The following is a 25,477-nucleotide window of genomic DNA, read 5'->3' as shown; positions in this document are numbered from 1 at the left end:
TCTAATAGCTCAAATTGCCCTTGAATGTGACGTTGCCAACAGTGAACTCGGCGTCCCACAGGTTGCCCTGCGCGACCTCGAAGGGGAACTTCGCGTTCGTGGTGGCACCCGGCCCGAGCGGCATGTCGATGCCGACGACATCCACCTGGGCCTTCTCCGCATTGGAGATGTAGGAGGCGTCGGTGTAGGAGGAGCCGTCGGTGCTGTAGCGCAGTTCCGGCTTCAGGGCGTCGACAGGCAGTGGCGCGTCGGACGTGTTGGTCACCGCAATAACGACCACGGTGCCCACGCCTGTCGACGACGTCCCCTGCCACTTGTACGACAACTCCATCGCCGGATCCTTGACGGACTTGCCGGTGACCTCGTCGGTGACCTTCGGGTCGGTTTCCTCAACGTTGAAGGTGGGCTTGTCGTTGACCTTCGATTCGACGGATTCTTCGAGGTTCTGGCTGGTTTCGTCGCCAATCGGGTCTTCTTGTTGGTCCACGCAAGCTGCCAGCGGCATGGTCGTGGCCAGGATGACGGCGGCAAGCCGGGTGCTCGTGCGGATGGACATGTGCGCCTCGTTTTCTGTCGCGTAACTAGTGCTTCGCTGCACACAATACCGCGCAGGTACCCTGTGGAAATTATGCAGTCTTTGATGCGCGTCGTTCGCAGTGCTTCCGCGTTGTGGCCGTTTTATATCGCGGTTGTGGTGGTGTCGTCGATAGTCGCGGGGCTTGGGCTTATCTCCCCGTTCCTCATTCGGGAGGCAACCGACACGATCATTGCGGCGCTTGGCGACGAGCCCGTGCCCGACGCAACCCGCACCGTCGTCTGGCTCGCCATCGCGCTGTTTGTCGCAGAGGCGTCCGCTTCCATGCTGCACAACGTGTCCGGATACCTGGGCGATGTGATGGTGGCGCGCATCCGCCAGATTCTGTCTACGCGCTACTTTGCCAAGTTGCTCGCACTACCGCAGCGTTACTACGACAACCAGGTCACCGGCACGATCATCGCGCGGCTGGACCGCTCGATTGCGAACGTCACGCAGTTCATCCAATCCTTTACCAATAATTTCCTGCCGATGCTGCTGCAGGTCGTGGCCATTTTGGGCATCACGGCCTACTACTACTGGCCGCTGACGGTGCTGCTGGCGCTGCTGTTCCCGCTGTATACGTGGCTGACGGCGTTGACGTCGAAACGCTGGCAGGTTTTCGAGCAGGAAAAGAACGCCAATATCGACGAGGGCAACGGGCGTTTCGCCGAGGTCGTTGGCCAGGTGAAGGTGACCAAGTCCTACGGTGCCGAGGTGCGCGAGTTAGAAAAGTTCGGCCGCCACTACACCAACACGGTGGACATCACACGGCCGCAGTCGCGCTGGTGGCACTCCATGGATACCGCGCGCGGCGTGGCCATGAACCTGATCTTTTTGGGGATTCACCTGATCCTGTTCACGCGCACGCTCGATGGGCATTTCACGGTTGGTGAGATGGTCATGCTCATCCAGATGGTGACCATGGCGCGCCAGCCGGTGACCATGATGAGCTGGATCGTCGATTCCGCGCAGCGCGCCATCGCCGGCTCGCGCGACTACTTCAAGGTGATGGACGAGCCGGTCGAGCCGACCGCGAACCGCCAGCTGGTGGCCGCGACGGAAGCCTCCGGCATGCCGGCGCTCGACGCAACGCAGCAGACACCGCTGAGGGTGCGCGAACCGGTCGTCGCATTCGACAACGTCACCTTTGAGTACATGCCGGGTGAGCCGGTGCTGCACGATGTGACGTTTACCGCCCGTGAGGGCGAGAAGATCGCGCTGGTTGGCGAGTCCGGCGGCGGCAAGTCCACGATTGTGAACCTGCTGCTTGGCCTCTACCCCATCACGCGTGGCCGCCTTGAGGTGTGCGGCGAGGAGATCTCGCACCTGGACGTGGAGAAGCTGCGCGCCACCACGGGTGTGGTGTTCCAGGAGGCGGCGCTGTTTTCCGGCTCGGTGTTTGAAAACATTGCCTACGGCAAGCCGGACGCGACGATGGAAGAGGTCGTTGCCGTGGCCAAGCGTGCGAACGCGCACGACTTCATCATGAAGTTCACCGATGGTTATGACACGATCATCGGCGAGCGCGGCCTGCGCCTGTCGGGTGGTCAGCGCCAGCGTGTGGCGGTGGCGCGCGCGATGCTCAAGGACGCCCCGCTGTTGATCCTCGACGAGGCCACCTCCGCCCTGGACACCAAAGCCGAGCGCGCCGTCCAAGCGGGCCTGGATGAACTTATGCGGGATCGCACGACGATCATGATCGCGCACCGCTTATCGACGATCGCCGGCGTGGACACCATCATCACCCTGCGCGACGGACGTATCGACGAGATCGGCTCGCCGGCAGATCTGGCTGTCTCTGGCGGTATTTATTCAGAGCTGTTGCGCCTGACGGCATCCTCTTCTGCTGCAGATAGGAAGCGGTTGAAGGCATTTGGCTTCGCCGCCGACGGGGGCGATGACGACGAGTACGACGAAGATGAAGACGAGGGCGCAACGGACTAAACCGAAATCACGTTCAAAAGTTCTTCAAGACCTCTAAAGTCCTGCGGATTCCTCGTATACAAATCAAGCCCTTCCGCCACAGCAGTGCTTGCGATCAAGAGATCAAACGCACGCCCTCGTGGCTTTCGCCCGGCACGGATCACTGCCCCATATACAAGGGCATAGGCTTGTGCTGCACGATCGTCGAACGGAATACACTCAACTAGTTCAGCGATTGCACGGGCCTGATTTGATCGGCGGGCACGCTCCAAAGGATCCTGCGCTGCAACAGGGCCGACAGCCAGCTCAGCGAAAGCGATAGACGAGATTGTCCACTGCTCTGGCAGTAGATTTGGATCTATTTCATCGAGATCGAGGAGCACTGATGTATCCAACAAGCCTCTGCTAGTCACGCGGATCAATTCGTTGGTCTACATACTCGTCAATATCGGCCCGGAACTTTTCAAAATCGACTTTCGGAAGCCGCCTGACCGTTGCTAGCAAGTCTTCTTTTCGTGCGAATCGTGGCTTCCTTAATGGTCGCAATTCACCTACCGGATGCGAGTTGCTTGTAATCACAAATGTCTCCCCCTCGTCGAGCGCTCGCATGATGCGCCCGCTTTCATTTCGCAGCTCTCGCTGGCTGATTGTCTCCGTCATGCACCGACCGTAGCACCACGCGCTACGGCATAAAAGGGTCCGCGAAAGAAAAAATCCCACTACCGTAGGGCGCATGCAATTTCCCAGCCTTGAAACCCTGCAAGCCCGCGGCACGCGTAAGTGGACGCAGTTCGACGCTGACGTGCTGCCGTTGTTCATCGCGGAAAGCGACTTCCCCACTGCCCCTGCGGTGAAGGAAGCGATTGCGGATGCGGTGGAACGCGAGATGTTCGGCTACACCCCGGCGCCGCACGCGCACCATTTGGGTGAAGCGGTGGCTGGGTTCTACGAGCACCGCTACGACTGGCGCCCGGACGCGGATAAGATCTTTCCGGTTGCGGATGTGGTGCGCGGTGTGATGCTGGCGATCAAGTACTTCACCGAGGGTGATGTGATTGTGCCGGTACCGGCGTATTTCCCCTTCCTGGAAGTGGCTCAGGTTGCGGGCCGCAAGCGTGTGGATGTCTCCAGCGCAGGCGGGCTCGACCTGGATGAGGTGGACGCGGCGTTTGCCAACGGTGCGGGCAGCATCATCGTGACCAACCCGTTCAACCCGGGCGGCTACGTGTTCACGGCCGACGAGTTGGATGCCGTCTGCGAGGTCGCGCGCAAGCATGGCGCGCGGGTGATTGTCGACGAAATCCACGCGCCCTTGGTCTTCGACGGCGCCCACGTCTGCGCCGCAGAGAACAACCCGGACGTGTGCATCACGGTGACGGCAACGTCGAAGGCATGGAACGTAGCGGGCTTAAAGTGCGCGCAAATGATCTTTACCAACGACGAGGACGTCCGTACGTGGAATGCGTTGTCGGGGGTAGCCAAGGACGGCGTAGGTACCCTCGGCATTGTTGCCGCGGAAGCCTGTTACACGCACGGCCGCGAGTTCCTCGACGAGGAGATTGAGCAGCTGCGGGCGAACCGGGATTGGCTCGTCGAAAACCTGCCAAAGGCGGTGCCGGGTATTGCGATGGAGGTCCCGCAGGCGACCTATTTGATGTTCCTGGATTTTAGAAACACCAAGCTTGTGGACGAAAAGCCGGCGGCGTGGCTTCGTCGTCACGCAAAAGTTGCGATGAATGAGGGCATGGACTTCGGCCCCGGCGGGGAGCATCGCGCGAGGATGAACTTTGCTACTTCCCCGGAGATTCTCCAGGAGGCGGTCCGGCGGATCGGGGACGCGATCGACGCGCTCCAACATCCCACCTACTGGAACTTAGTTCCCATCTGGCGGGCGTGTGGTTTATGCTAAGACAACTGCACACTAGCTAGAGAGGTTCTCCCAATGGGTTCCACAGCGATTTCGCAGGCAGATGGCCAGTCAACGAATGGGCGCTCCACCAGCGCAATCATCGTGACGGCGCTTGCCCTGTTCTCAATGTTCTTTGGTGCGGGAAACCTCATCTTCCCGCCGATGCTGGCCGTCCAGGCCGGTGACAACTTCTGGCCGGCACTCATCGGCTTCCTGGTCACCGCATCGCTGCTGCCGGTGCTCGCCGTCATCGCGATTGCCCTGTCCGGCTCGAACCTGCGCGACCTCGCACAGCGTGCCGGCACCGCCTTCGGCGTGGTCTTCCCGGTTCTCGCGTACCTGTCCATCGGCGCGTTCTACGCACTGCCGCGTACCGGCGCCGTCTCGTTTGAAACCGCGATCACCCCGCTGTTCGGCTTCGATTCGCTGTTCGCTTCTGGCATCTTCAACATCGTGTTCTTCGGCATCGCCCTGGCGCTGTCCTGGAACCCGAGCACCATCATGGAGAAGCTGGGCAAGTTCCTCACCCCAGCGCTGGTCATCTTGCTGGTGATCATGATCTCCGTGGCGGCATTCCGCTGGACTGCCGAGCCGGTCACCCCGCAGGAGCCGTACGACAACGGCCCGCTGACCTCCGGCCTGCTCGAGGGCTACCTGACCATGGACTCCATTGCGGCGCTGGCGTTTTCCATCGTGGTGATCTCCACCCTGCGCGGCCACGGCTTCAAGGAAGGCACCCCGCTGGTCAGCGGCACCATCGCAGCCGGCGTCGGCGCAGGCATCATGCTGGCTCTGGTCTACGTCGGTCTTGGCGTAGTCGGTCGCGTCATGCCGGGCGCATCCAACTTTGACAACGGTGCGGGCCTGCTCGCCGAAGCCTCCAACCTGACCATGGGTGGTGCCGGCCAGGCGGTCTTCTCCGCCATCGTGCTGCTTGCCTGCCTGACCACCGCTGTCGGCCTGATCACCGCAACCGCCGAGTACTTCTCGGAGCAGTTCCCGGGTTCCTACCACGTGTGGGCCGTCATCTTCGCTGTGGCTTCCATGATCATGGCAACGCAGGGCTTGGACTTCGTGATGGCGATTGCCGCTCCGGTGATCGGCTTCCTGTACCCGCCAGCCATCACCTTGATCGCACTGACGCTCATCGAGCCGGCATTCCGCGCACGTACTCGCTTTAGCTGGGCGTTCTTCCTGCCACTGTGGGTCGCCGTGGTGTGGTCCGCTATCGAGACCTTCATCTCCCTCGAGTGGGCCGCCGACGCACTGCGCCCAATCGTGCAGTGGGCACCGCTGGCCGCCGAGGGCCTCGGCTGGGTGGTCCCGGTTGTCGTGGCGTTCATCATCGGTTTGATCGTCGACTTTGCTAAACCGAAGCCAGCGATGATCCCCGGCACTATGGAGTCCGTCGAGGGTGAGGACCTCTCCGCGGAGGGCGACGCGAAGCCGGTGCTGCAGTCGTAGTCGCACCTGGCTCTCCTGCGAGGCCCCACTGTTCGCAAAACGCGTACGGTGGGGCCTTATGCGTACGCCACTTTCTCTGATCGATTTTTGCACCCGCTACCCCGACGAGTCCGTCGGCGAGGCGATGAAGCGCTCCGTTACTTTCGCGCAAAAGGCGGAAGGGTTGGGCTACGACCGGATTTGGTACGCGGAGCACCACAACATGTCGAGCATTGTGTCGTCGTCACCCGCAGTGCTCATTAGCCACATCGGCGCGAAGACCGAGCGCATCCGCCTCGGTTCGGGCGGTGTGATGCTGCCAAACCACTCCCCGTACGTGATTGCGGAGCAGTTCGGCATGCTCGAGGAGCTCTATCCCGGCCGCATCGACCTTGGCTTGGGCCGCGCGCCCGGTACTGATCAGCAGACGCTGGGCCGTGCTTTGCGACGAGACCCTGCCGCCGCCGAACGCTTCCCCGAAGACGTTCTCGAGCTGCAGGCGTGGCTGTCCAACGAGTCCCCACTGCCAGGCGTGACCGCGATGCCCGGGTTTAACACGAACGTACCGCTGATCATTCTGGGTTCGTCCATGTTCGGCGCATCCCTGGCCGCAAAGTTGGGCCTGCCGTACGCGTTCGCCTCCCACTTCGCGCCGCAGCACTTGGAGCAGGCCACCACCTATTACAAGGAGAATTACCAGCCGTCGGAGCGCTACCCGGAGCCGTACTGCATCGCCGCGGTCAACGTCACAGCTGCCGATTCCGAGCAGGAAGCCGAGGAACAAACCCGTATCGTGCACCGCAACCGCGTGCGTGCGTTTATGGGTCGTCGTGGCACTGCACTTTCGGACGATCAGCTCGACGCCGTGGTCAATTCCTTCCAGGGCCGTCAGATCACGGACATGCTGCGCTACACGGCGAAGGGCACCGGCGAGCAGGTTGCGGAATACCTCGAGGCCTTCCAAAAACTGGCCAATGCGGACGAGTTGATGATTTCGCTGCAGTCCGGCAGCCACGATGCAACCCTGCGCAACATGGAAATTTTGGCCGGTTCCTGGGGAAAGTAAAATTCTGGTGAACAGTGGTCTAGGATTTGGCTATACAAATCCGCTTCGACCACGAAAGAACTGACCCTCATGGCTCAATTGCCCACCGGTCCACTCCGTCGCCCACAGCAGCACGAGGAGATCGCCGATTATCTTCGCGACGAGATTTTCGCAGGTCACATTCCTGCGGGTGAGTCGCTGCCAAGCGAGGTCGAGTTGTGTGAGCAGTTCAACACCTCCCGCGGACCGGTGCGTCAAGCGGTAGCGACGTTGCGCGCGGAGGGCCTGCTCTCCTCGGGCCGCGGGCGTCGCTCCCTGGTGCTGTCCAATACCCGCACCGAGACGTTCGAGGAGATCCTGTCCACCACCTCGTGGCTGTACCGGATGGGCAAGAACCCGGGCGAGGTGGTCAACCGCCGCGGCATCATCCAGGCCGACGAGACCGTCGCCGAGAAGATGCGCATCACACCGGGGGCGAATGTGTACGTCCTTGACCGGGTGCGCAGTGCCGACGGTGAACCGCTGGTGGCCGAAGTGATGTACTTCGACGCGTCGCTGACTGACGTGATTGAGACGGTGGACACCTCCGAGGATTCCATCCACCGCGAACTCATTCGCGCGGGCGCGGACTTTAACAACCTGTCGCGTTCCTTCACGGTGGAGCGCGCCGATGCGCAGCTGGCAAAGCAGCTCGGTATCGAGGAAAACGACCCGGTAGTTGCGGTGGCGCTGAAGGCGCTGACACACAACGGTGACGTGCTCGAATACGCCGTGCACATCTTCCGCGCGGACAAAGTGTCCTTCGGATTGAACAATGTTCGGGGGCACTCGTCCCCCCTGTGGTTCCAGGTGGAATCCGACATCCACTAATCTCACAGCATGCTTTCAAGGACGCTGGTCGCAGCCACCGTCTCCCTTTCACTTGCGTTGGCTGCTTGCACCAATTCCGAGGCCCGCGATGAGGTGGTGGTTGCGGCTTCCGCAGCACCTGCTGGCTTGGACTTCACCACCGTTGGCGGCGCTGCTGCACCCCAGGCTCTCGTGGGCAATGTGTACGAGACGCTGGTGCGTATCGACGACAACGGCCAGCCCATCCCCCACCTCGCCTCCTCGTGGGACCGCGACGGCGACACATTCATCTTCCACCTACGCGACGACGTGACGTTCTCCAACGGCAAAGCGTTTACCGCCGAGGACGCCGCGTTCTCAATCGATTACGTGCAAAACGAGTGGACGAATGGGTTGAAGGCCCAGATGGCTCCGGTCGTCGATACGCACGTGCTCGACGAGCACACCTTGGCCGTCACCATCGAGGGTGACGCGGACGCGTGGCTGTGGTCCATGGCAACGCTGACCGGCGCGATGATGACCCCGGCGAGCATCGAGCGCCTGGCCACCGACCCGCTGGGAACCGGCCCATACACAGTGCAGCGCTTCGACATCGGCGAGAAGATCGTCTTCGAGGCACGCGAGGACTACTGGGACGGCTCCGTCGAGCGCAACGCCGTGATGCGTTACTTCGACGACCCGGTCTCCGCCGTCAACGCGCTGCGCGTGGGTGACGCGGACGTGGTGTGGGCGATGCAAGCCCCGCAATTGATCGAGACGCTGCCCGAGGACATCCGGGTGGAAGTGGGCACCACCAACGGCGAAGTGCTACTGAGCATGAACAACCAACGCGCCCCCTTCGACGACCCCGACATCCGCCGCGCGGTGGCGTACGCGATCGACCGCGACGCGATCAACGAGGTGGTCTACAACGGGCTGGCCACCGACACCGGCGGCGCCCCCGTCCCACCGACCGACCCGTGGTTCACCGGGCACAACTACTACCCCTTCGACCCCGACAAGGCCCGCAAACTGCTCGCCGGGCGCACCCCGGAGGTCACCATCACGGTGCCCAACCTGCCGTACGCACAGACCGCATCGGAGCTGCTCTTCTCGCAACTTCGCGACGTCGGCTTCAACATCAAACTGGAAACCGTCGAGTTCCCCGCCGTATGGCTCAGCCAAGTGCACAAGGGCCACGACTACCAGTCCTCACTCATCGCCCACGTGGAGCCACGCGACGCCGCCCAACTGTTCGGCAACCCGGACTACTACCTGGGCTACGACTCGCCTCAGGCTCAGCAGCACTTCGCGGACGGCGACATCAAAGCCGCCATCGACCAAGTCATGGCCGACGCGGCGTCGCTGACCCTGGTCAACGCGCCCAATATCGTGCTCTACGCCCCAGGCGTGAGTGGGCTCAACCCCAACGTGGTCACTGACTCGCTACGGCTGAACGAGGTGAAGAAATGATCCGCACCATCAGCAAACATCTGCTGCGCTTTGTGCTGCTGCTCGTCGCCGCCAGCCTGATCATCTTTACGCTGCTGCGCGCAGTGCCGGGCGACCCGGCGCGCATCGCGCTCGGCGTGGCGGCAACCGAGGCAGACATCGCAGAGCTCAACACCCGCCTCGGGCTCGACCGCCCGTTGCCAGCGCAGTACTTCGACTGGATTTCAGGGCTGATCACCGGCGACTTTGGTGTGTCGTTGTCCTCGGGCAAGGAGATCACCGAATCCGTCATTGAACGCGCCGGGGTATCGCTGACGCTTACGGTGCTTGCGATGACGGTGTCGCTGCTCGTCGCGGTACCCGCCGGTGTGTACATCGCGGGTCGGCGCCGTTCCGCGGGACCTGCGCTGGTCAGTGGCCTGTCGCAGGTGGGCATCATCGTCCCGTCGTTTTTGGTCGGTATCGCGCTGGTGGCGTTGTTCTCCGTACGCTTAGGCTGGCTGCCCGCCAACGGGTGGGGCACGCCTGCGCACGTGGTGCTGCCGGTGGCGGCGCTTTCACTTGTGCAGGCGTCGATTCTGACCCGCTACATTGCGGCGTCGGTGCGCGAGGAGCTGGGGAAGGATTATGTGCGTACGGGACGGGCGCAGGGGTCGTCGATACGCGCAGTGCTCTACTCCTCTGCCCTGCGCAACGCGGCACTGCCGGTGATAACGGTCGTGGGCGTGCAGCTGGCGTCGCTGGTCGTTGGCGCGGTGGTCATCGAGCGCGTGTTCACGATCCCGGGGTTGGGCACAATGCTTCTCGACGCCGTAGGCAACCGCGACCTCACCACCGTTCAAACTGTGATGATGCTGGTCGTGGCCTTCACGCTGGTGGTCAACCTCATTGTGGATCTGACTTACACGGTGGTCGACCCGCGGATTCGGAGGCAAGCATGACAACACAACGCAAAATCGGCGGGCTGATCGTCCTGGCCGTCGCGGCAGTTGCGCTGCTGTCGCTGGTGTGGACGCCGTTCGACCCGCTACAGGCCGACGTTCAGAACCGACTCCAGGGCACTTCGGCAGCGCACTGGATGGGCACCGACCAGTTCGGCCGCGACATCACCTCGCGCGTCATGGACGGTGCGCGCCTGACCCTAACGGTGGCCATCGGCGCGGTTGGGCTTTCCGCGTTGGTCGGCGTGCCGCTGGGCATCTGGGCCGGTATGCGCCGCGGTGCGTCCCGGTTTGTCATGGCCGGCGCTGACCTGCTGCTCGCCTTCCCCGCGCTGCTGCTGGCCATCGTGTTCACCGCCGTGTTTGGTGCCTCGATTTGGATTGTTGTGCTGGCCATCGGTATCGCCGGCGCCCCCGGGTTCGTCCGCGTCGCCCGCGCCGGCACGCTGCAGGTGATGCAAAACGACTACATCCTGGCCGCGCGCATTGCCAAGGTGTCGGGCCCTGGGATCGCGTGGCGCCACGTCCTTCCGAATATCTGGCCGATCGTGCTCACACAGGTCTCCGTCGCCGTAGCTCTCGCCATTCTCGCCGAGGCTGGCCTGTCCTTCCTCGGCCTCGGCTCCCCCGCACCCTACGCGTCGTGGGGCCGTATGCTGCAGGCCTCGCAACCATTCTTGGCCACTTCCCCGCACCTCGCACTGTGGCCGGGCCTGGCCATCGCGGTGACCGTGCTGGGATTTAACCTGCTCGGAGGCACCGATGATCGACGTTAAGCACCTCAGCATCGACGGCATTCTCCACGACATCACCTTCCACATCGCCCCCGGCGAGCGCGTGGGCATCATCGGTGAATCCGGCTCCGGCAAGTCCGTCACCGCCTTAAGCATCATGGGGCTGAGTGACCTGCCCGCGACCGGATCCATCACCGTCAACGGCACAGAGATGGTGGGCACCCGCGACCGCGTGCGCCGCCGAGTGCGCGGAAAAACCGTCGCCATGGTCTTCCAAGAGCCCATGACCGCACTCGACCCGCTGAAAAAGATCGGCCGGATCGTCTCACGCGACCTGCTCCGAGACGTCGGCGTGGACCGCCCCGACGCCTACCCGCACGAACTTTCCGGTGGCCAGCGCCAGCGCGTGCTCATCGCGCTTGCCCTTTCTCAGGACCCGGACGTGCTCATTTGCGACGAGCCCACCACCGCCCTCGACGCCATCGTCCAGTCCGACATCCTCGACCTGCTCGACCGGCTTGTCCGCGAGCGCGGCATGGGCCTTTTGTTCATCTCCCACGACCTTGCCGTGGTACGCCGCATGACCGACCGCGTACTGGTGTTCAAGGACGGCCGCATCGTCGCTGGCGACTCCGACTACGCCAAAGCACTCGCCGCCGCAGCCGAGCCCGGCGCGCCCGCTGCCCCTGTCACGCTCGGCGAGCCGGTCGTCGAACTGGATGGTGTCTCGCTGCAGCGCGGCGCCACCATGGCAGTCGACAACGTCACCCTCACCGTCCGCGAGGGCGAGCGCCTGGCCATCGTGGGCGGCTCAGGCTCGGGCAAGACCTCGCTGCTCCACCTGATTGCGGGGCTGCGCCAGGCCACCTCCGGCACCGTGACGGTCGCAGGGGACGTGCAGATGGTGTTCCAGGACCCGTACTCCTCCCTTGACCCACGTATGGAGGTTGGGGCGTCGATTCGTGAGGTAGGCGTCGATAAGCAACGCTCCGACGAAATGCTCGAGCGCGTCGGCCTTGCCGGCACCGGCCACCGCAAGCCGGCGCAATTCTCCGGCGGGCAGCGCCAACGCATCTCTATTGCGCGCGCCGCAGCCCCTCGCCCGAGCATTTTGCTTGCCGACGAACCCGTGTCCGCCCTCGACGCCACCATCCAGGACCAAGTGCTTGACCTGCTTCGCGACACCATAGGCGCCAACACCCTCATCTTCGTCACCCATGACTTAAACGTCGCGCGTGAACTCTGCCCCACCGTCGCCGTGATGCAGTCAGGGCGCATCGTCGAGCAGGGGCCAACCGAGGAGATCTGGGCCAACCCACAGCACCCCTACACCCGAGAACTGCTCGCCGCCGTACTATAGGCACCCATGAGTGCCGCAAAAATCTGCGTGGTCGGATCCATCAACGCCGACCTCACCGTCAATGTTGACCGACACCCCACCCCAGGCGAAACGCTACTCGGCTCCGGCGGAGGCATCACCGCCGGCGGCAAGGGCGCGAACCAAGCCTGCGCCGCCGCACGCCTCGGCGCCCCCGTCGCACTGGTCGGCGCGGTAGGCACCGACTCGAACGCCATCCCGGCAACTGCACTGCTGCGCGAGGCGGGCGTCGACCTCACCCACGTCGAAGAAGTCACTGAGGTCACCGGTCTTGCCGTGATCACCGTCGCAGCCAACGGCGAAAACACCGTCCAGGTCGTCCCCGGCGCCAACGCACTGGTCGACGCCGACTTCGTCTCCCGCCACGCCGAACCCGTCGAAGCCGCCGAAGTTGTCCTGCTGCAAGGCGAAATCCCGGCCGACGGCTTCGCCCGCGCCGTCGAACTGGCAAAGGGTCGCGTGGTGATCAACCTCGCCCCCGTCGTCGACGTACCACGCGAGGCCCTGCTCGCCGCCGACCCACTGATGGCCAACGAGCACGAAGCAGGCCTGATCCTCGACCAGCTTGGCTACGACTCCACCGGCACCCCCGAGGACCTCGCACGCCGCCTGAAGGACGCAGGCTTCGCCTCCGTCGTGCTCACCCTCGGTGCAGCAGGTGCGCTCGTGGTTGAAGGCGACGCGCTGACCCACATCCCCTCCCCACAAGTCGAGGCCGTAGACACCGTCGGCGCCGGCGACTCCTTCGCAGGCGCGTTCTGTGCCCGCATCATCGAGGGCGACACGCTCGTCGAGGCCTCCACCTATGCGTGCCGCGTCGGCGCGTTCTCCGTCACCCGCCCCGGGGCACAACCGTCCTACCCGACCGCCGCCGACACCCTGCCTGGAGCGTAAACCCAAATGAGCCCTCAGATGATGCCGCGACGGTCGTCGTCGACAAGCAATAAACGCCCCATGCGCGTCCAACGCACACAAGGCGTCTACCCCGACGACATGCACCCCGGCCTCGTCCCGGGCATCAGCGTCGAAGAATCACGCCACAACTTCAGCCTGGACAAAGTCGTTTTCGGCGTGACCGCCGCAGCGATCCTTGCCTTCATCATCTGGGGCGTGACCTCCCCAGAACAGGTCGGCTCGAGCGCGTCAAGCGCACTGTCATGGGGCCTTCGCAACTTCGGCTGGCTCTTCAACATCGTGCTCGTCGCCTGCGTCATCATCATGGCAGTGCTGGCGTTCTCTCGCTTCGGCAACATCACACTGGGCAAAGACGACGAAGAACCCGAATACTCGTTCTTCTCCTGGGTCGCCATGATGTTCGCTGCAGGCATCGGCGTAGGCATCTTCTTCTTCGGCCCCTCCGAACCACTGACCATGTACCTCGACCCGCCACCGCTGACCGTCGAGGCCGAAACCGAAGAAGCACTGCACCGAGCAATCGCCCAAGCCAACTTCCACTGGGGCCTCTCCCCGTGGGCGCTCTACGCACTGGTCGGCGGCGCCATGGCCTACTCCTGCTACCGCCGCGGACGACCCACGCTTATGTCGTCGCTGTTTACCCCGGTGTTCAAGCGCTCAGGCCCTTTCGGCACCATCATCGACATCCTGGCGATCGTGGCCACCCTGTTCGGCACCGCGGCCACGCTGGGTATTTCTACCCTGCAGATCGGCGACGGCATCGCCATCATGCGCAGCGGCGACTCCGCCCCCATGGGCGTGCTGCTGACCGTCATGGGCGTGCTCACCATCGGCTTTGTTATCTCCGCCGTCTCTGGTGTGGGCAAAGGCATCCGCATCCTGTCGAATATCAACATCTCGTTGACGTCGGCGGCCATCCTGTTCATCTTCGCCACCGGGCCAACCCTGCTGCTGGTCAACCTGCTGCCGTCAGGCACCCTGGTCTACGCCGACCGCTTCTTCGACATGGCGTCGCGCTCCTTGTCCTGGGGTGAAGACACTCTCGACTTCCAGTCTGCCTGGACTGCCTTCTACTGGGCGTGGTGGATCGCCTGGGCACCGTTCGTCGGCATGTTCATCGCACGAATCTCCCGCGGACGCACTCTGCGCCAATTCGCGGTAGTGACCACGCTCGTCCCCACCGCCGTGCTCATCTGCGCGTTCACCATCTTCGGCGGCACCGCAATCACCTTCTCCCGCGAAGGCCGCGAAGGCTTCGACGGCACCGCCACCCCGCAGCAAGTGCTCTTCAACATGTTCGGCGAAATGCCGCTGGCGGAGATCACCCCGTACATCCTCATCGGCATCCTCGCGGTGTTCTTCATCACCTCCGCAGACTCCGCCTCCGTGATCATGGGCTCCATGTCGTCCAAGGGCGACCCCGAGCCGAACAAACTCGTGGTGGTCTTCTGGGGACTGGCCATGATGGGCATCGCTGTGGTCATGCTGCTCTCCGGCGGCGAAGACGCCCTGTCCGGCCTGCAGTCCCTGACCATCCTGTCCGCAATGCCGTTCTCAGTGGTCATCCTGTTGCTGATGTACTCGTTTATCAAGGACCTCTCCACCGACCCCATCGCCATCCGCAATTCCTACGCCCGCAACGCGGTGAAGTCCGCCGTCATCCGAGGCATCGAAGAATACGGCGACGACTTTGAAATCGTGGTCGAGCCCTCCGCAGCAGGCGAAGGCGCAGGTGCCGAGTTCGATTCCACGTCCGACGAATACACCGACTGGTATCGACGCACCGACGAAGAAGGCACCCCCGTCGGCTACGACTACGAAACCGGCGAATGGTCCGACGGCTACCAGCCCGAAGAGGAAGACAGCACAACCGCCGAGAACGACGGCGCCGCCGAAGACAACCGCGGCTAGCTACTTCCCCGCCATGTCCAGCAGGCGGCCGAGCACCGCCTTGCCGTGGCGGCGCAGCCCGTCGTGCTGGAACTGGTCCGTCTCAAACACCTTCGCACCGATGACATCCGCAGTAGCCAGCGACAGCTCGCGCGGCACATAGATGTCGTCGGTGTACACCGCCGCGTATGCGTCGTGGCCCGAACCGAGCCCGGCGTAGAGGTTGTCCCAGTCGTCCTTTACTGCCAGCGCCTCTGCTGCAGCCTTGAACGGGCGCAGCTCCGGATCCTCGTCGAATTGGAACGGGAAGATGTGCTCGCCGGTGAGGTAAAACTCTTCGTCGTCAGGGCTAGTGTCCGGCGCAAACCCTGCAAGTTCGCGGGAGACTCGCTCCGCCGCCCAGTTCGTCGCCCCCGGCACCGTGCCGCCGTAGATCGACTCATGCACCGCCGCATACAGCGGGCCTTTGGCGAAACTCACACGCTCCCCCACCGACGCCAAAAAGTCCGTGCGCAGCCTGCCGTTCGGGTGAAACGGCGCCTCAAACAACTGCGCCAGCGACGCGAACCCATCCTCGCGCCCCAACTCAATGCCGAGAGTGCGCAGGCGCCGCGCGCTCAGCCGCTCGCCGGTAGGCAGCAGTTCCTCCTCCGCCTCAAGGTGGCGGCACACCTCGCGGATCGTCCGCTCAGCCTCCGGGTACTGCTCGTTGAACTGCAGGTGGCGGTGCTTGAGCTTGGCAAAGGTCGCACGGTAGACGCTCTCTACGCCCTCGCTTATCGACGGCAACCCGCCCGTAAACAACGCCCTCCCCACACTCTCCGGGTGCACGGCCAAATAATGCGTCAGGCAGAACCCGCCAAAGGACTGGCCCAACACATCCCACTGCTTCAGCCCCATCTCCTCACGCAACGCTTCCGCGTCGGCGATGATGTCGCTGGCGCGAAGCTGGGTGAGCACGGTGTCGTCGATAAGCGACGGCGTCGCCGAATCAATCCTGGTCGAGCGGCCCGTCCCGCGCTGATCCAACATGACCACCTGGTAGCCGCGCTCGAGCGCAGTTTCCACCCACTCGAACCGCTCACGCGGCGCCGGAAAACCCGGGCCACCCTGCAGGAACAACAACGCCGGGGCATCCGCCTCACCGAAGATGCGGGCGAAGATGGAAAAGCCGCCACGGTTCAACACAATTTCACGCATACGGCGATTGTAGGAACCTGGGCGAGAGTTTCCACGTCAAATAGTTATGTACGACGGAATGAACATCGAATTCCCGCCAACCATCGTCAATGCGTCCCAGATGGAACGCGGACAAAACTACCTGCCTGTTAGCAAACAACGCTTCATCCACGAGCGCCACAGCCTGGAACAGTGGGCAGTCCAACTCGCGGCACGACACCACCCACACAACCAGAAATACGACGTGCCCGCAGCCGTGCGCGCCGTCGTCCACGCGTACGAACGCCCAGGCAGCGTGGTGTGCGGATTCTCCGCGCTCGCTCTCTACCGGTTGCCCTTCCTCGTAGAAGGCGCAGACACCACTCTCCGCGCGCCCACACCTCAAAAACTCACCGCATCGGCTGTATCTCCCGCCGTCTCACGACTCCACGCCCCACACACAGAAACATGGACCCTCACCCACCGCGGTGTGCCCATCCGCGTTTCTCGACCATTACGTGCAACCGTGCAGGCTCTGCAACAAATTCGACGAGACGAACACTCGTGGCAGACAGAGCCAATCCCCGGTGTGAGCCCAGAAATGGTCAAGGCTGTACAACTTGTCGACTGCGCCCGTCGACACCTCGGACTACAGGCGGAAGACATTCGCGCCAGCGCCCTTCGGCAAATCAATCAACGGTGGCTGTCTCGGGTGCTCGATCTGTCCCGTTCAACTGCCGATTCGCCGAAAGAAACCGAACTGCGGTTGCTCCTCCAGCCAGTGGTTCGCAACTACGGCCACACGCTCGTAGAGCAGTATCCGCTGACAGTGGGCGGCAAAGCCATTACGACCTTTGATTTTGCCATCCCCGAACTCAAGATCGGGATCATGTTCGACGGCCGACACCACTGGGAGTCCGACCAACGACAGTTAGATACGTCCATCAACCTGACATCGATGCTTCATGGTTGGACGGTTCCCCGGGCGGGGTCGAAAACCATGCAGCAATGCGTCGAGGTCGTGGAGAAAACGATCCGGCAGGCGCGTCGGCGCTAGCGCGATGCAAGATGTTACAAGGCCCACGGTAGCGACCTGGGCAAAGTGTAAAACCACGCAGGCGGTACTGCGTGGTTTTACATCAAACTAGGGCGCCGAACTACTCCTCGTCGGTGGACAGCGCTGCCACGAACGCTTCCTGCGGCACGGTGACCGAACCGATGGACTTCATGCGCTTCTTACCGGCCTTCTGCTTCTCCAGCAGCTTGCGCTTACGGGAAATGTCGCCGCCGTAGCACTTCGACAGCACGTCCTTGCGCAGGGCGCGGATGTTTTCACGGGCGATGATCTTCGAGCCGATCGCGGCCTGGACGGGCACCTCGAACTGCTGGCGTGGGATGAGCTCTTTGAGCTTCTTGGTCATCTTGTTGCCGTACCACTGGGCGGAGTCCTTGTGCACGATGGCGGAGAACGCATCGACGGGTTCGCCCTGGAGCAGGATGTCCACCTTGACCAGGTCGGCTTGCTGCTCGCCGGCTTCTTCGTAGTTGAGCGATGCGTAGCCCTTGGTGCGGGACTTCAGCATGTCGAAGAAGTCGAAGATGATCTCGCCGAGCGGCATGAGGTAGCGCAGCTCCACGCGGTCCTCGGAGAGGTACTCCATGTTCTTCATCTGGCCGCGCTTGGACTGGCACAGTTCCATGGTGGAGCCGACGAACTCCTGGGGCACGATGATCGTCATGTTCACGATCGGCTCGTACACCTCGGGGATTTTGCCGCCGGGCCAGTCGGACGGGTTGTGCACCATTTGTTCGGTGCCGTCTTCGGAGATCACGCGGTAGGTGACCGACGGTGCGGTGGAGATCAGATCCAGGTCGAATTCGCGCTCGAGGCGGGTGCGGGTGATCTCCATGTGAAGCAGGCCCAAGAAGCCGCAGCGGAAACCGAAGCCCAGGGCGACGGAGGTTTCGGGCTCCCAGGTGAGGGAGGCGTCGTTCAGCTGCAGCTTCTCCAGCGATTCGCGCAAGGCCGGGAAGTCCTCCTGGGAGACTGGGAACAGGCCCGAGTACACCATCGGCTTCACTTCCTCGAAACCTTCTAAAGGTTGCGAAGCGCCCTTGGAAGCCCAGGTGACGGTGTCACCGACGCGGGTTTCGCGCACGTCCTTCACGCCGGTGATCACGTAGCCGACCTCGCCCGGGCCAAGCCCCTTGGTCTTCTTCATCGTGGGTGAGACCACGCCGATTTCCAGGATCTCGAGCGTGGTGCCGGTGTTCATCATCTGCACCTTCTGGTTCGGCTCCAGGCGGCCGTCCATCATGCGCACGTAGGTGACAACGCCGCGGTAGGTGTCGTAGACGGAGTCGAAAATCAGGGCGCGGGCCGGCGCCTCTGCGCCGTGCTCGGACTCCGGAGCCGGGATCAGCTCAACGACGCGGTCGAGCAGTTCCGGCACGCCCTCGCCCGTCTTGCCGGACACGCGCAGCACGTCTTCCGGTTCGCAACCGATGATGTTGGCGATCTCGAGTGCGTACTTTTCCGGGTCGGCTGCCGGCAGGTCGATCTTGTTCAGGACCGGGATGATTTCCAGGTCGTTGTCGATGGCCATGTAGAGATTGGCCAGGGTTTGGGCTTCGATGCCTTGGGCTGCGTCGACAAGCAAAATTGCGCCCTCGCACGCGTCGAGGGAGCGGGCAACCTCGTAGGAAAAGTCCACGTGGCCTGGGGTGTCGATCATCTGCAACACCATCTCTTCACCCGCGTGCGCGCCGGTCTTGGGCACCCACGGCAGGCGAACGTTTTGAGCCTTGATGGTGATGCCACGTTCGCGCTCGATGTCCATGTTGTCGAGGTACTGGTCGCGCATCTCACGCTCGTCCACCACGTTGGACAGCTGCAAAATGCGGTCTGCCAGCGTGGACTTACCATGGTCGATGTGGGCGATAATGCAGAAGTTACGGATGCGGGCGGGGTCCGTGAACGTATTTTCCGCGAAGTTCGTCGATTTGGCAGCCATAATTGCTTCATCTTACGTGTCGCGCGACGCGCTAACGTGTGGGCATGCCAACTGAGTTTCACAGAGCTGGTTTAACGCACCGTTTGCGCAAGCCTGCGTGGTGGCGTCCGCTCGTCGAGTTCGTGGTGCTTGCTGTGTGCATCGCAGCGTTCACGATGGCGATGGCGGTGCCGATCGGCCTTGCCGCTGGGTTCTACGGGCTGGGCGATCTTTTCGACGAAACCTCCTCCGACCCGCTTGCCTCCCTGGTGCAGGTGTTGTTCATCGCGGCTTGGCTGCCTGCGCCGTTTATCGCCGCGCGGGTACTCGGCCGCAAACCTGGTGCGCTCTCCAGCATCGAGGGGCACTTCCGCTGGGGCGTTGCTGGGCGCGCGTTCGTGGTGGTCGGCGCGATCTATGGGGCGCAGGTGCTTCTCGACGCCCTCCTGTTCGGGACCGGCGACCTTTCGCTGAGTCCTCGCGAATGGATGCTGCTCGCCGCCTTTGTGGTTGTCGTCCCGCTGCAGGCCGCGGCCGAGGAGTACGTCTTCCGCGCGAGCCTGCCGCAGATCCTCGGCCAGTGGATCTCACCTGGCTGGATTTGCTACGGGCTGCCCGCCGCCGTGTTCGTGGCGTTGCACTTGTACAACTGGATCGGCCTGCTCGACATCGCCATTTTCGCCCTGTGCGTCGCACTGCTGACCTGGCACACCCGCGGTGTGGAGGCGGCCGTAGTTTTGCACGCGGTGTCCAACACGATTGTGTTTTCCTACGGCACGCTGGGATTGACTGATCCAGGCGAAACAGAAATCACCCTGCCTCAAACGGCCGTCTCCGCGTTGCTCACCATCGGAACGACCGCGCTACTCATGTGGGTGCTGCGCAACGTAGGGAAACATTCGCAGCAAAAAGTGGTTGTTCCATCCCCCGCGAAGGCTTAGAGTGGCCAGTGACCATAAACCGGAGGTGAAACCGTGGCGTTTGAGCGCTTTAAGCGAAAGAGGAAACCCGTCCTCGACCACGGTTTTACGCTGTTTGGTGATCGACTGACATCCCAGATCCAGCAACGCCGTGGTCGTGCCCCGCAAGTCTCGGTGCGCCCCACCGACTCCGTGTGTCGCAGCATCTACTACGCCCCGGACATGGACGGCACCGCCGAACCAGGCGAGGTTGTTTGGGTCACCGTCCCTTCACATCCGCCGCGGCAGCGCTCGATCCTGATCGTGGGCCGCGAGCGCCACGACGTGTTGGGGTTGCTGATCTCCCCCGAGCGGGAACACGAAAACGATGAGCGGTGGTTTGAAATCGGGCCGGGCGATTGGGAATCCTCCGGCCAGCCATGCTGGGTGCGTTTGGATAAGACCCTGGTCGTGCCGGAATCAGACGTGGAACGTCGCGGCACCACCGTCCCGCCACGCCGCTTCCAGCGGGTGGCCAACACGCTGCGCGAACGCTTCAACTGGTCGTAACTCCAACAGTTTGGTTTGTGCAGTTCACACTGTTATTCTTTCGGGGTTGTTCGCATCCGGCGCTCAATAGGGTGTGCGGTGCTACGCGGACAGGACCTTGGGTTCGCGTTTGATACCCAAAGCACTGCACGCAATGCCCTGCCAGATGCCGCGACATGTACATGTTCGATTGAGAAACCAAGAGGTATTTCACGATGGCAAACATCAAGCAGCAGAAGAAGCGCGTTCTCACCAACGAGAAGCGTCGTCAGCGCAACAAGTCCTTCCGTTCCGCTACCCGCACGGAGATCCGTAAGTTCCGTGAGGCTGTGGAGTCCGGCGACAAGGCTGCCGCTGAGGCGCAGCTGCGCGTTGCTTCCCGCAAGCTGGATAAGGCTGTGACCAAGGGCGTCTTCCACCGCAACTCTGCGGCGAACAAGAAGTCCAACATGGCTCGCGCCCTGAACAAGATGGACTAATTGCCGTTGTTCACAGGTTGATCCCGCCCAGGTTTATTCGGGGCGGGATTTACTTGTTTCTAACGCCGCGTGCGGCCCGACAAAAGAGGAACTTCCGTGAAAATTAAAAAGCGTGCGGTTGCGGCCGCGCTGACGTTTAGCCTGATGGCATCCCCTGCAATCGCTCCAGAGGCGAAGGCTGCAGACCCGTCCGTTTCGGCATCCGTGGATGCAGCTGAGCTCGTTTCTGCATTGTCGAAACTCCTTCCGATGAATAACCCGCAGGTCAAGCAGGCGCTTGGCGTGTTGACGTTGATCATCGCCGGTATTTTGGTTGCGGTGCCGATGGCGGAAGCGGGGTCGTCGATACGCAATGGCTCCGTGGGCGACAAGGCTCCGGGCAAGCACACGCGCCGCATCGTGGTGGATGGCACCTCGCGCTCCTACGATGTGGTCCTGCCGTCGAACTACTCCGAGGGTGTCGCCTACCCGGTGATTCTTGGTTTTGGTGGCTGGCAGCACACCGCGAGCCAGACGCGTGACTACCAGAAGTTCGAGACCGCAATCGACAACACGATTGTGATCTACGCGCAGGGTGTTGACAACGCGTGGGCTGGCGCGCCGTATGCCCGCACGTCGCTGAATGAGGACATCGCCTACACGCGCGCCATTATCGACGACGCCGCGACCCAGTACGGCGCCGACCCGAACCGTGTCGTCGCAGCCGGCCTGTCCAACGGCGGCGGGTTTGCGGCCGCACTTGCCTGCCACGCCCCCGACACCGTCAAGGCGGTCGCCTCCGTCGCTGGTGCGTTTTACAACCCGACCGTGACCGGCTGCGCCTCCGGATCGGTGCCGACGCTGATCATGCACGGCACCAACGACAACGTAGTGGGATACAACGGCGGTATCCGGCACGGTGCGTTCTACGAGTCGGTGGATAGCGTCATGCGCACCATGGCCTCGAAGAACAAGTGCTCGGGCGCGACCACCCGTTCGCGCTCCGGCAACGTGACCACGTTTGAGGCGCAGGGCTGCGACGCGGCCACGCGCGTGGAGCGCATCGAGGGTGGCATCCACACCTGGTTCACCGACCCGAGCGCAACCGCCCACACGGTGCGCTTCCTCCTGCCCTACCTGTAAACGGCGAGCCGTTTACAGGGCGGTTAGAGCGCCAGCGCCCCGCGCACGATCAAGGTCAGGCCGACGATAACGAAGAACGCGCCTGCACCGATGTCGATGTAGGGGCCGGCGCTCAGGAACTTCCGCCGCACCCGCTGGGTAGAGATCACCTGGACAAAGACGGCGAACAGGACGAAGGAGCTCAGCCACAGCGCAAACGTCACGATGAGGGCGGTGCTCAGGCTGGGGCTGGGCGGCAGCAGTGGGGCGATCATGGCGGACAGCGCGATGACGATCTTGGGGTTGGCGAGGTTCGTTGCTAAGCCACGCATGTATGCAGAGCGCACCGTGCCGAGCCGCTGCTCCGCCTCTTCGAGGGTCATTGGTGGGTTGTGCCGATCCGCGAGACCACCACGAACGTTGCTCGCACCCATCGCGATCAGCACTGCACCACCCACCAGTTGGACGTAGGTCAGCGCGTCTGGGAACGCGTTGAGCAGCGCCGCAGCACCAAAGACGGTGAGCGCGCACCACATGAGCACGCCAGTTTGGATGCCGATGGCGGTTGCCCACCCGTGGCGGCGCGAACGCGTCGCGGTGCGGGTAATCAGCACCACGTCGGGACCTGGCGCGGCGGCACCGATGACGTTGAGGCCGATGATGACGGCGAGATCTCCCGGCGCGATCATACGAGCTCCGCGATGCGTCGCACGGCGTTTTCCAGGGCGAACTCGGCGTCGCCGCCTTGGCCTTTCACCTCTGCGTCGAGGTCAGCCACGATGATCACCGCTTCGGACACCGCTCGGCCGGACCAGTAGCGCGCCACCTGCATGGTTTTCTTGGCCACGTACGGGTGCATGCCTACGGTGCGTGCGATCTGGTCGGGGTTGCCGCGCACGCCGTAAAGTTTCGCGATGTCGCCGACTTTGTGGGCGAGCGCTGCGGCGATGGTGGCCGGTTTGACGCCCAGTTGAAGTGCTCGGCGCGTCGATGCGAGTGCACGGTCGGCGCGACCGGCGACCATTTGGTCGGCGATGTCAAAGCCTGCGACCTCCGCGACGCCAACGTAGTATTCGCGCACTGCGGCGACGGTGATTTCCCCGTCGGTGTCGGCGACAAGCTGGCTAACGGCGGAGGCGAGTTCGCGCAGGTCTGAGCCGACGGATTCCAGGAGTGCGGCAACCACATCGGGGGTAGGGCGCACGCCGTGGGAGCGGAACTCTTCGGTGACCCAGGTGCGACGTTGGCCGTCGTTAAGCGGATTGGCCTCGTGCACATCGGCGAGTTTTTTGAACTTGGGCACCAGCGACTTCTGCCGCCCACCACCGGTGTGCTGGATGATGATCACGATGCCGGGTGCAGGATCCACGCACGCTTTCAGCAGTACCTCGGTGGGTTCTTTGCCTGCGAGTTCTGCGTGTTTGACCAGTACGACGCGGTCTTCGGCGAACAGTGACGGGCTGGTTGCCATGGCGATTTCGCCTTCGGTGACGTCGCCTGCGCGCAGGGTGGTCACTTCGATGCCGTCGCCAGCGTCGGCAATGATCTTTTTTGTGGCACGCTCGGCGAGGAATTCGTCTTCGCCTAAGACAAGGTGCACGGGGTTGAGCATGACGACCATCTTAAAACTCTCGCCGCGGCAGCACTTGGGTGCCATCCGGGTAGATGGCAACGTTGCCGTCGCGGTTGGGAAAGATCACGGGGATGCCCTGGTCAGTGACCACGGGTCTTCGGTGGGGGCGGCCCTTTTCAAGCACGACAACAAGCTGCGTGCCCGGCGGAATGGGCAGGGCATCTTCTTGCTTTTCGACGACATGAGCACGCAACCTGCCCACATCCACGGGCGTGCCCGCCGGCGCCTGCGACAGGACCACACCGAACCCGCACACAAGCGCCGCCGCCAGAGTGGTCTTCGGGTATCCGGCAAACAAGCCCGCGAGGAACCATCCGTAGACAACCACGACGACGATGGGTTCCGTCTCTACCGTGGCACCGGGAAACCGTGCACCGTTTTCTGCAACCACACGCACCCAATAGGCCATGGGTTCCACCACCCACAGCACAGGTGCAGCCAACCCGCCGTGGATGAGGCCGAGCAACACCGCCGCAAGGCCGAGCACGGTCACCGGGCCGGTCACCGGTGCGACGATGACGTTTGCCACCACAGAGACTAAAGAAGCCCGGCCGGCCATCATGGCGACAATCGGCATCGTCGCTACGTCGGCGGCAACCGCAACGGCAAGTGCACGCACGAGAATGTCGGGCCAGCCCGTGGCAGCAAGGACGCGGTACAACAGCGGAAACAGCGCGACGATGCCCGCGGTCGCCGCTACCGAGAGCGCGAACCCGTAATGCACCGCCAGGTCTGAATCCACCAGCACTAGGCCGATCACCGATAAACACAGCGCGTGGATCGGCTCGGACTGGCGTGAAGCCAACACCGCAGTCAACCCCACCAACCCAGACACGGATGCGCGCAGCACGCTCGGCTCGGGTCCGACCAGCGAGGCGTAGAGCAACAGCGCCGCAGCCGACGCCACGATACGGCCCCGCAGCCCCAAGCCCACTGCCGCTGCGGCAATCGCTGCGAACGTGGTCACGATTGCCACGTTCGCACCAGAGACTGCTGACAGGTGCGAGAGGCCAGTGTCGATGTAATCCTGTTGTTCCTGGCTGGTTTGCAACGAGACGTCCCCGAGCACCATGCCCGGGATCAGCCCTTGGGCGGACTCCCCCACGGTGGCCTGGACAACGCCGGCAAACGTTTCCCGGGTGTGCTGTGCAAACGCAGCCAACCCCTGCGGTGGGGCGACCACCTCAACTGACCCGTTGACCGCAATCGGGTTGATCCCGGCCATCTCCGATTCCTTCACCACGCCGCGCACAACCACCTGGGCGCCGGACACGGCAGTGTCCGGCACTTCATCGACAAACACGGGCGTCAGCGTCGGGTTGCCATCTACCTGCACGCGGACGATGAACCTGCCGGTGCTCGTCTGCTTCGGCGCGCCCGATACCCGGCCCACGAACTGACCCGCGGGCTCCCACGCCCGCGCAATGCGCAGTCGCACCCCGGTGGTCACGACGGCGGCCGCACCCATCCCCGCAATGAACACCGCCTGCCCGTAGGCGCGCAGCACCACAGCACCGATAACGGCCACCAGCACCACAACCACCGCGATGCCCACTCCGAGGGTGATCGCCACCGCAGCCGCTGCCCACACCACCAGCGCCGCCGGGACAAGCCTGATCTCCCCCACTTA

Annotated in this window: 24 protein-coding genes; 16 read left to right on the top strand and 8 right to left on the bottom strand. The window is 63.1% G+C overall.

Annotated elements, in window-relative coordinates; all coding sequences use genetic code 11:
- Position 1: 1 nt before the first annotated feature.
- Positions 2-556 carry a hypothetical protein gene (locus HMPREF3145_RS00640; RefSeq protein ID WP_070421339.1) on the bottom strand — a complete coding sequence of 185 codons (555 nt, stop codon included), beginning with the start codon at positions 554-556 and terminating at the stop codon, positions 2-4.
- Between the two features lie 72 nt (positions 557-628).
- Between HMPREF3145_RS00640 and HMPREF3145_RS00635 the strand changes: the two genes are divergently transcribed.
- Entirely contained in the window at positions 629-2,521 is a 1,893-nt protein-coding gene (locus HMPREF3145_RS00635) for an ABC transporter ATP-binding protein (RefSeq protein ID WP_070421338.1), read from the top strand.
- Here HMPREF3145_RS00635 and HMPREF3145_RS11390 read toward each other — a convergent pair.
- Both HMPREF3145_RS11390 and HMPREF3145_RS11385 read right to left on the bottom strand, forming a co-directional pair.
- The gene (locus HMPREF3145_RS11390) at positions 2,518-2,913 is read right to left on the bottom strand and encodes a type II toxin-antitoxin system VapC family toxin (protein WP_353887091.1); all 396 of its coding nucleotides are present in this window, start codon (positions 2,911-2,913) and stop codon (positions 2,518-2,520) included. The two genes, HMPREF3145_RS00635 and HMPREF3145_RS11390, sit on opposite strands and share 4 nt — an antisense overlap.
- Positions 2,906-3,160: a type II toxin-antitoxin system Phd/YefM family antitoxin gene (locus tag HMPREF3145_RS11385; RefSeq protein ID WP_083279298.1), complete on the bottom strand. Its 255-nt coding sequence runs from the start codon at positions 3,158-3,160 to the stop codon at positions 2,906-2,908. The genes HMPREF3145_RS11390 and HMPREF3145_RS11385 overlap by 8 nt, the downstream gene beginning before the upstream one ends.
- Positions 3,161-3,233: 73 nt before the next feature.
- On the opposite strand from HMPREF3145_RS11385, the gene HMPREF3145_RS00630 reads away from it, so the two are divergent.
- From HMPREF3145_RS00630 to HMPREF3145_RS00585, 10 genes are all read left to right on the top strand, one after another.
- The gene (locus HMPREF3145_RS00630; RefSeq protein WP_070421337.1) at positions 3,234-4,409 is read left to right on the top strand and encodes a MalY/PatB family protein; all 1,176 of its coding nucleotides are present in this window, start codon (positions 3,234-3,236) and stop codon (positions 4,407-4,409) included.
- A 33-nt stretch (positions 4,410-4,442) separates the two neighbouring features.
- On the top strand, positions 4,443-5,873 hold the full coding sequence (brnQ, locus tag HMPREF3145_RS00625; RefSeq protein WP_070421336.1) for a branched-chain amino acid transport system II carrier protein: 1,431 nt from the start codon (positions 4,443-4,445) through the stop codon (positions 5,871-5,873).
- 58 nt (positions 5,874-5,931) lie between these two features.
- Positions 5,932-6,918 (top strand): LLM class flavin-dependent oxidoreductase, encoded by a 987-nt coding sequence (locus HMPREF3145_RS00620; protein ID WP_070421335.1) that lies wholly within the window; start codon positions 5,932-5,934, stop codon positions 6,916-6,918.
- A gap of 69 nt (positions 6,919-6,987) precedes the next feature.
- On the top strand, positions 6,988-7,767 hold the full coding sequence (locus HMPREF3145_RS00615) for a GntR family transcriptional regulator (RefSeq protein ID WP_070421334.1): 780 nt from the start codon (positions 6,988-6,990) through the stop codon (positions 7,765-7,767).
- Between the two features lie 9 nt (positions 7,768-7,776).
- A complete protein-coding gene (locus tag HMPREF3145_RS00610) occupies positions 7,777-9,198 on the top strand; it encodes an ABC transporter substrate-binding protein (protein ID WP_070421333.1) in 1,422 nt (473 codons plus the stop codon).
- Positions 9,195-10,118, top strand: coding sequence for an ABC transporter permease (locus HMPREF3145_RS00605; RefSeq protein ID WP_070421332.1), 924 nt, complete (start codon positions 9,195-9,197; stop codon positions 10,116-10,118). The genes HMPREF3145_RS00610 and HMPREF3145_RS00605 overlap by 4 nt, the downstream gene beginning before the upstream one ends.
- Positions 10,115-10,894, top strand: a complete 780-nt coding sequence (locus tag HMPREF3145_RS00600) for an ABC transporter permease (protein WP_070421331.1) — start codon at positions 10,115-10,117, stop codon at positions 10,892-10,894. Before HMPREF3145_RS00605 ends, HMPREF3145_RS00600 begins: the two co-directional genes overlap by 4 nt.
- A complete protein-coding gene (locus HMPREF3145_RS00595; RefSeq protein ID WP_070421330.1) occupies positions 10,881-12,212 on the top strand; it encodes an ATP-binding cassette domain-containing protein in 1,332 nt (443 codons plus the stop codon). Before HMPREF3145_RS00600 ends, HMPREF3145_RS00595 begins: the two co-directional genes overlap by 14 nt.
- A gap of 6 nt (positions 12,213-12,218) precedes the next feature.
- A complete protein-coding gene (locus tag HMPREF3145_RS00590) occupies positions 12,219-13,124 on the top strand; it encodes a ribokinase (RefSeq protein WP_070421329.1) in 906 nt (301 codons plus the stop codon).
- Between the two features lie 21 nt (positions 13,125-13,145).
- The gene (locus tag HMPREF3145_RS00585) at positions 13,146-15,056 is read left to right on the top strand and encodes a BCCT family transporter (RefSeq protein ID WP_083279305.1); all 1,911 of its coding nucleotides are present in this window, start codon (positions 13,146-13,148) and stop codon (positions 15,054-15,056) included.
- On the opposite strand, the gene HMPREF3145_RS00580 is transcribed toward HMPREF3145_RS00585, so the two are convergent.
- Positions 15,057-16,235: an alpha/beta fold hydrolase gene (locus HMPREF3145_RS00580; protein ID WP_246817446.1), complete on the bottom strand. Its 1,179-nt coding sequence runs from the start codon at positions 16,233-16,235 to the stop codon at positions 15,057-15,059.
- A 46-nt stretch (positions 16,236-16,281) separates the two neighbouring features.
- Between HMPREF3145_RS00580 and HMPREF3145_RS00575 the strand changes: the two genes are divergently transcribed.
- A complete protein-coding gene (locus tag HMPREF3145_RS00575; protein ID WP_070421328.1) occupies positions 16,282-17,250 on the top strand; it encodes a hypothetical protein in 969 nt (322 codons plus the stop codon).
- Positions 17,251-17,350: 100 nt separating this feature from the next.
- Here the strand turns inward: HMPREF3145_RS00575 and lepA are convergent, their stop codons facing one another.
- Positions 17,351-19,207, bottom strand: a complete 1,857-nt coding sequence (lepA, locus tag HMPREF3145_RS00570; RefSeq protein ID WP_070421327.1) for a translation elongation factor 4 — start codon at positions 19,205-19,207, stop codon at positions 17,351-17,353.
- A 44-nt stretch (positions 19,208-19,251) separates the two neighbouring features.
- Here lepA and HMPREF3145_RS00565 point away from each other — a divergent pair, with 44 nt between their 5' ends.
- The 4 genes from HMPREF3145_RS00565 (at position 19,252) to HMPREF3145_RS00550 (ending at position 22,235) form a co-directional block, all read left to right on the top strand.
- Positions 19,252-20,127 (top strand): CPBP family intramembrane glutamic endopeptidase, encoded by an 876-nt coding sequence (locus HMPREF3145_RS00565; protein ID WP_083279297.1) that lies wholly within the window; start codon positions 19,252-19,254, stop codon positions 20,125-20,127.
- 33 nt (positions 20,128-20,160) lie between these two features.
- A complete protein-coding gene (locus HMPREF3145_RS00560; RefSeq protein WP_070421325.1) occupies positions 20,161-20,655 on the top strand; it encodes a type II toxin-antitoxin system PemK/MazF family toxin in 495 nt (164 codons plus the stop codon).
- Between the two features lie 194 nt (positions 20,656-20,849).
- The gene (rpsT, locus tag HMPREF3145_RS00555) at positions 20,850-21,113 is read left to right on the top strand and encodes a 30S ribosomal protein S20 (RefSeq protein ID WP_070421324.1); all 264 of its coding nucleotides are present in this window, start codon (positions 20,850-20,852) and stop codon (positions 21,111-21,113) included.
- 96 nt (positions 21,114-21,209) lie between these two features.
- Positions 21,210-22,235, top strand: a complete 1,026-nt coding sequence (locus HMPREF3145_RS00550; protein ID WP_141740761.1) for a CE1 family esterase — start codon at positions 21,210-21,212, stop codon at positions 22,233-22,235.
- Between the two features lie 23 nt (positions 22,236-22,258).
- Here HMPREF3145_RS00550 and HMPREF3145_RS00545 read toward each other — a convergent pair whose 3' ends face one another.
- From HMPREF3145_RS00545 to HMPREF3145_RS00535, 3 genes are read right to left on the bottom strand one after another with little or no spacing between them, the layout of a single operon-like run.
- A complete protein-coding gene (locus HMPREF3145_RS00545; protein ID WP_070421323.1) occupies positions 22,259-22,903 on the bottom strand; it encodes a LysE family translocator in 645 nt (214 codons plus the stop codon).
- Positions 22,900-23,835 (bottom strand): DNA polymerase III subunit delta, encoded by a 936-nt coding sequence (gene holA / locus HMPREF3145_RS00540; RefSeq protein ID WP_070421322.1) that lies wholly within the window; start codon positions 23,833-23,835, stop codon positions 22,900-22,902. The genes HMPREF3145_RS00545 and holA overlap by 4 nt, the downstream gene beginning before the upstream one ends.
- Before the next feature lies 1 nt (position 23,836).
- Positions 23,837-25,474 carry a ComEC/Rec2 family competence protein gene (locus HMPREF3145_RS00535; protein ID WP_070421321.1) on the bottom strand — a complete coding sequence of 546 codons (1,638 nt, stop codon included), beginning with the start codon at positions 25,472-25,474 and terminating at the stop codon, positions 23,837-23,839.
- Between the last annotated feature and the right edge of the window lie 3 nt (positions 25,475-25,477).

It is taken from the genome of Corynebacterium sp. HMSC05C01 (assembly GCF_001807155.1).
GTDB lineage: Bacteria > Actinomycetota > Actinomycetes > Mycobacteriales > Mycobacteriaceae > Corynebacterium > Corynebacterium coyleae.
This window is presented reverse-complemented; position numbering and strand designations above follow the sequence as displayed.

What these genes read in the sequence shown, in the direction of transcription:
- HMPREF3145_RS00615 (WP_070421334.1), top strand. Translation starts at nt 6,988, where the DNA reads ATGGCTCAATTGCCCACCGGTCCACTCCGTCGCCCACAGCAGCACGAG.
- HMPREF3145_RS00600 (WP_070421331.1), top strand. Translation starts at nt 10,115, where the DNA reads ATGACAACACAACGCAAAATCGGCGGGCTGATCGTCCTGGCCGTCGCG.
- HMPREF3145_RS00590 (WP_070421329.1), top strand. Translation starts at nt 12,219, where the DNA reads ATGAGTGCCGCAAAAATCTGCGTGGTCGGATCCATCAACGCCGACCTC.
- HMPREF3145_RS00605 (WP_070421332.1), top strand. Translation starts at nt 9,195, where the DNA reads ATGATCCGCACCATCAGCAAACATCTGCTGCGCTTTGTGCTGCTGCTC.
- HMPREF3145_RS00580 (WP_246817446.1), bottom strand. Translation starts at nt 16,235, where the DNA reads ATGCGTGAAATTGTGTTGAACCGTGGCGGCTTTTCCATCTTCGCCCGC.
- HMPREF3145_RS00585 (WP_083279305.1), top strand. Translation starts at nt 13,146, where the DNA reads ATGCCGCGACGGTCGTCGTCGACAAGCAATAAACGCCCCATGCGCGTC.
- HMPREF3145_RS00610 (WP_070421333.1), top strand. Translation starts at nt 7,777, where the DNA reads ATGCTTTCAAGGACGCTGGTCGCAGCCACCGTCTCCCTTTCACTTGCG.
- HMPREF3145_RS11385 (WP_083279298.1), bottom strand. Translation starts at nt 3,160, where the DNA reads ATGACGGAGACAATCAGCCAGCGAGAGCTGCGAAATGAAAGCGGGCGC.
- brnQ (WP_070421336.1), top strand. Translation starts at nt 4,443, where the DNA reads ATGGGTTCCACAGCGATTTCGCAGGCAGATGGCCAGTCAACGAATGGG.
- HMPREF3145_RS00635 (WP_070421338.1), top strand. Translation starts at nt 629, where the DNA reads ATGCAGTCTTTGATGCGCGTCGTTCGCAGTGCTTCCGCGTTGTGGCCG.
- HMPREF3145_RS00595 (WP_070421330.1), top strand. Translation starts at nt 10,881, where the DNA reads ATGATCGACGTTAAGCACCTCAGCATCGACGGCATTCTCCACGACATC.
- HMPREF3145_RS00630 (WP_070421337.1), top strand. Translation starts at nt 3,234, where the DNA reads ATGCAATTTCCCAGCCTTGAAACCCTGCAAGCCCGCGGCACGCGTAAG.
- HMPREF3145_RS00545 (WP_070421323.1), bottom strand. Translation starts at nt 22,903, where the DNA reads ATGATCGCGCCGGGAGATCTCGCCGTCATCATCGGCCTCAACGTCATC.
- holA (WP_070421322.1), bottom strand. Translation starts at nt 23,835, where the DNA reads ATGGTCGTCATGCTCAACCCCGTGCACCTTGTCTTAGGCGAAGACGAA.
- HMPREF3145_RS00640 (WP_070421339.1), bottom strand. Translation starts at nt 556, where the DNA reads ATGTCCATCCGCACGAGCACCCGGCTTGCCGCCGTCATCCTGGCCACG.
- HMPREF3145_RS00575 (WP_070421328.1), top strand. Translation starts at nt 16,282, where the DNA reads ATGTACGACGGAATGAACATCGAATTCCCGCCAACCATCGTCAATGCG.
- rpsT (WP_070421324.1), top strand. Translation starts at nt 20,850, where the DNA reads ATGGCAAACATCAAGCAGCAGAAGAAGCGCGTTCTCACCAACGAGAAG.
- lepA (WP_070421327.1), bottom strand. Translation starts at nt 19,207, where the DNA reads ATGGCTGCCAAATCGACGAACTTCGCGGAAAATACGTTCACGGACCCC.
- HMPREF3145_RS00620 (WP_070421335.1), top strand. Translation starts at nt 5,932, where the DNA reads ATGCGTACGCCACTTTCTCTGATCGATTTTTGCACCCGCTACCCCGAC.
- HMPREF3145_RS00565 (WP_083279297.1), top strand. Translation starts at nt 19,252, where the DNA reads ATGCCAACTGAGTTTCACAGAGCTGGTTTAACGCACCGTTTGCGCAAG.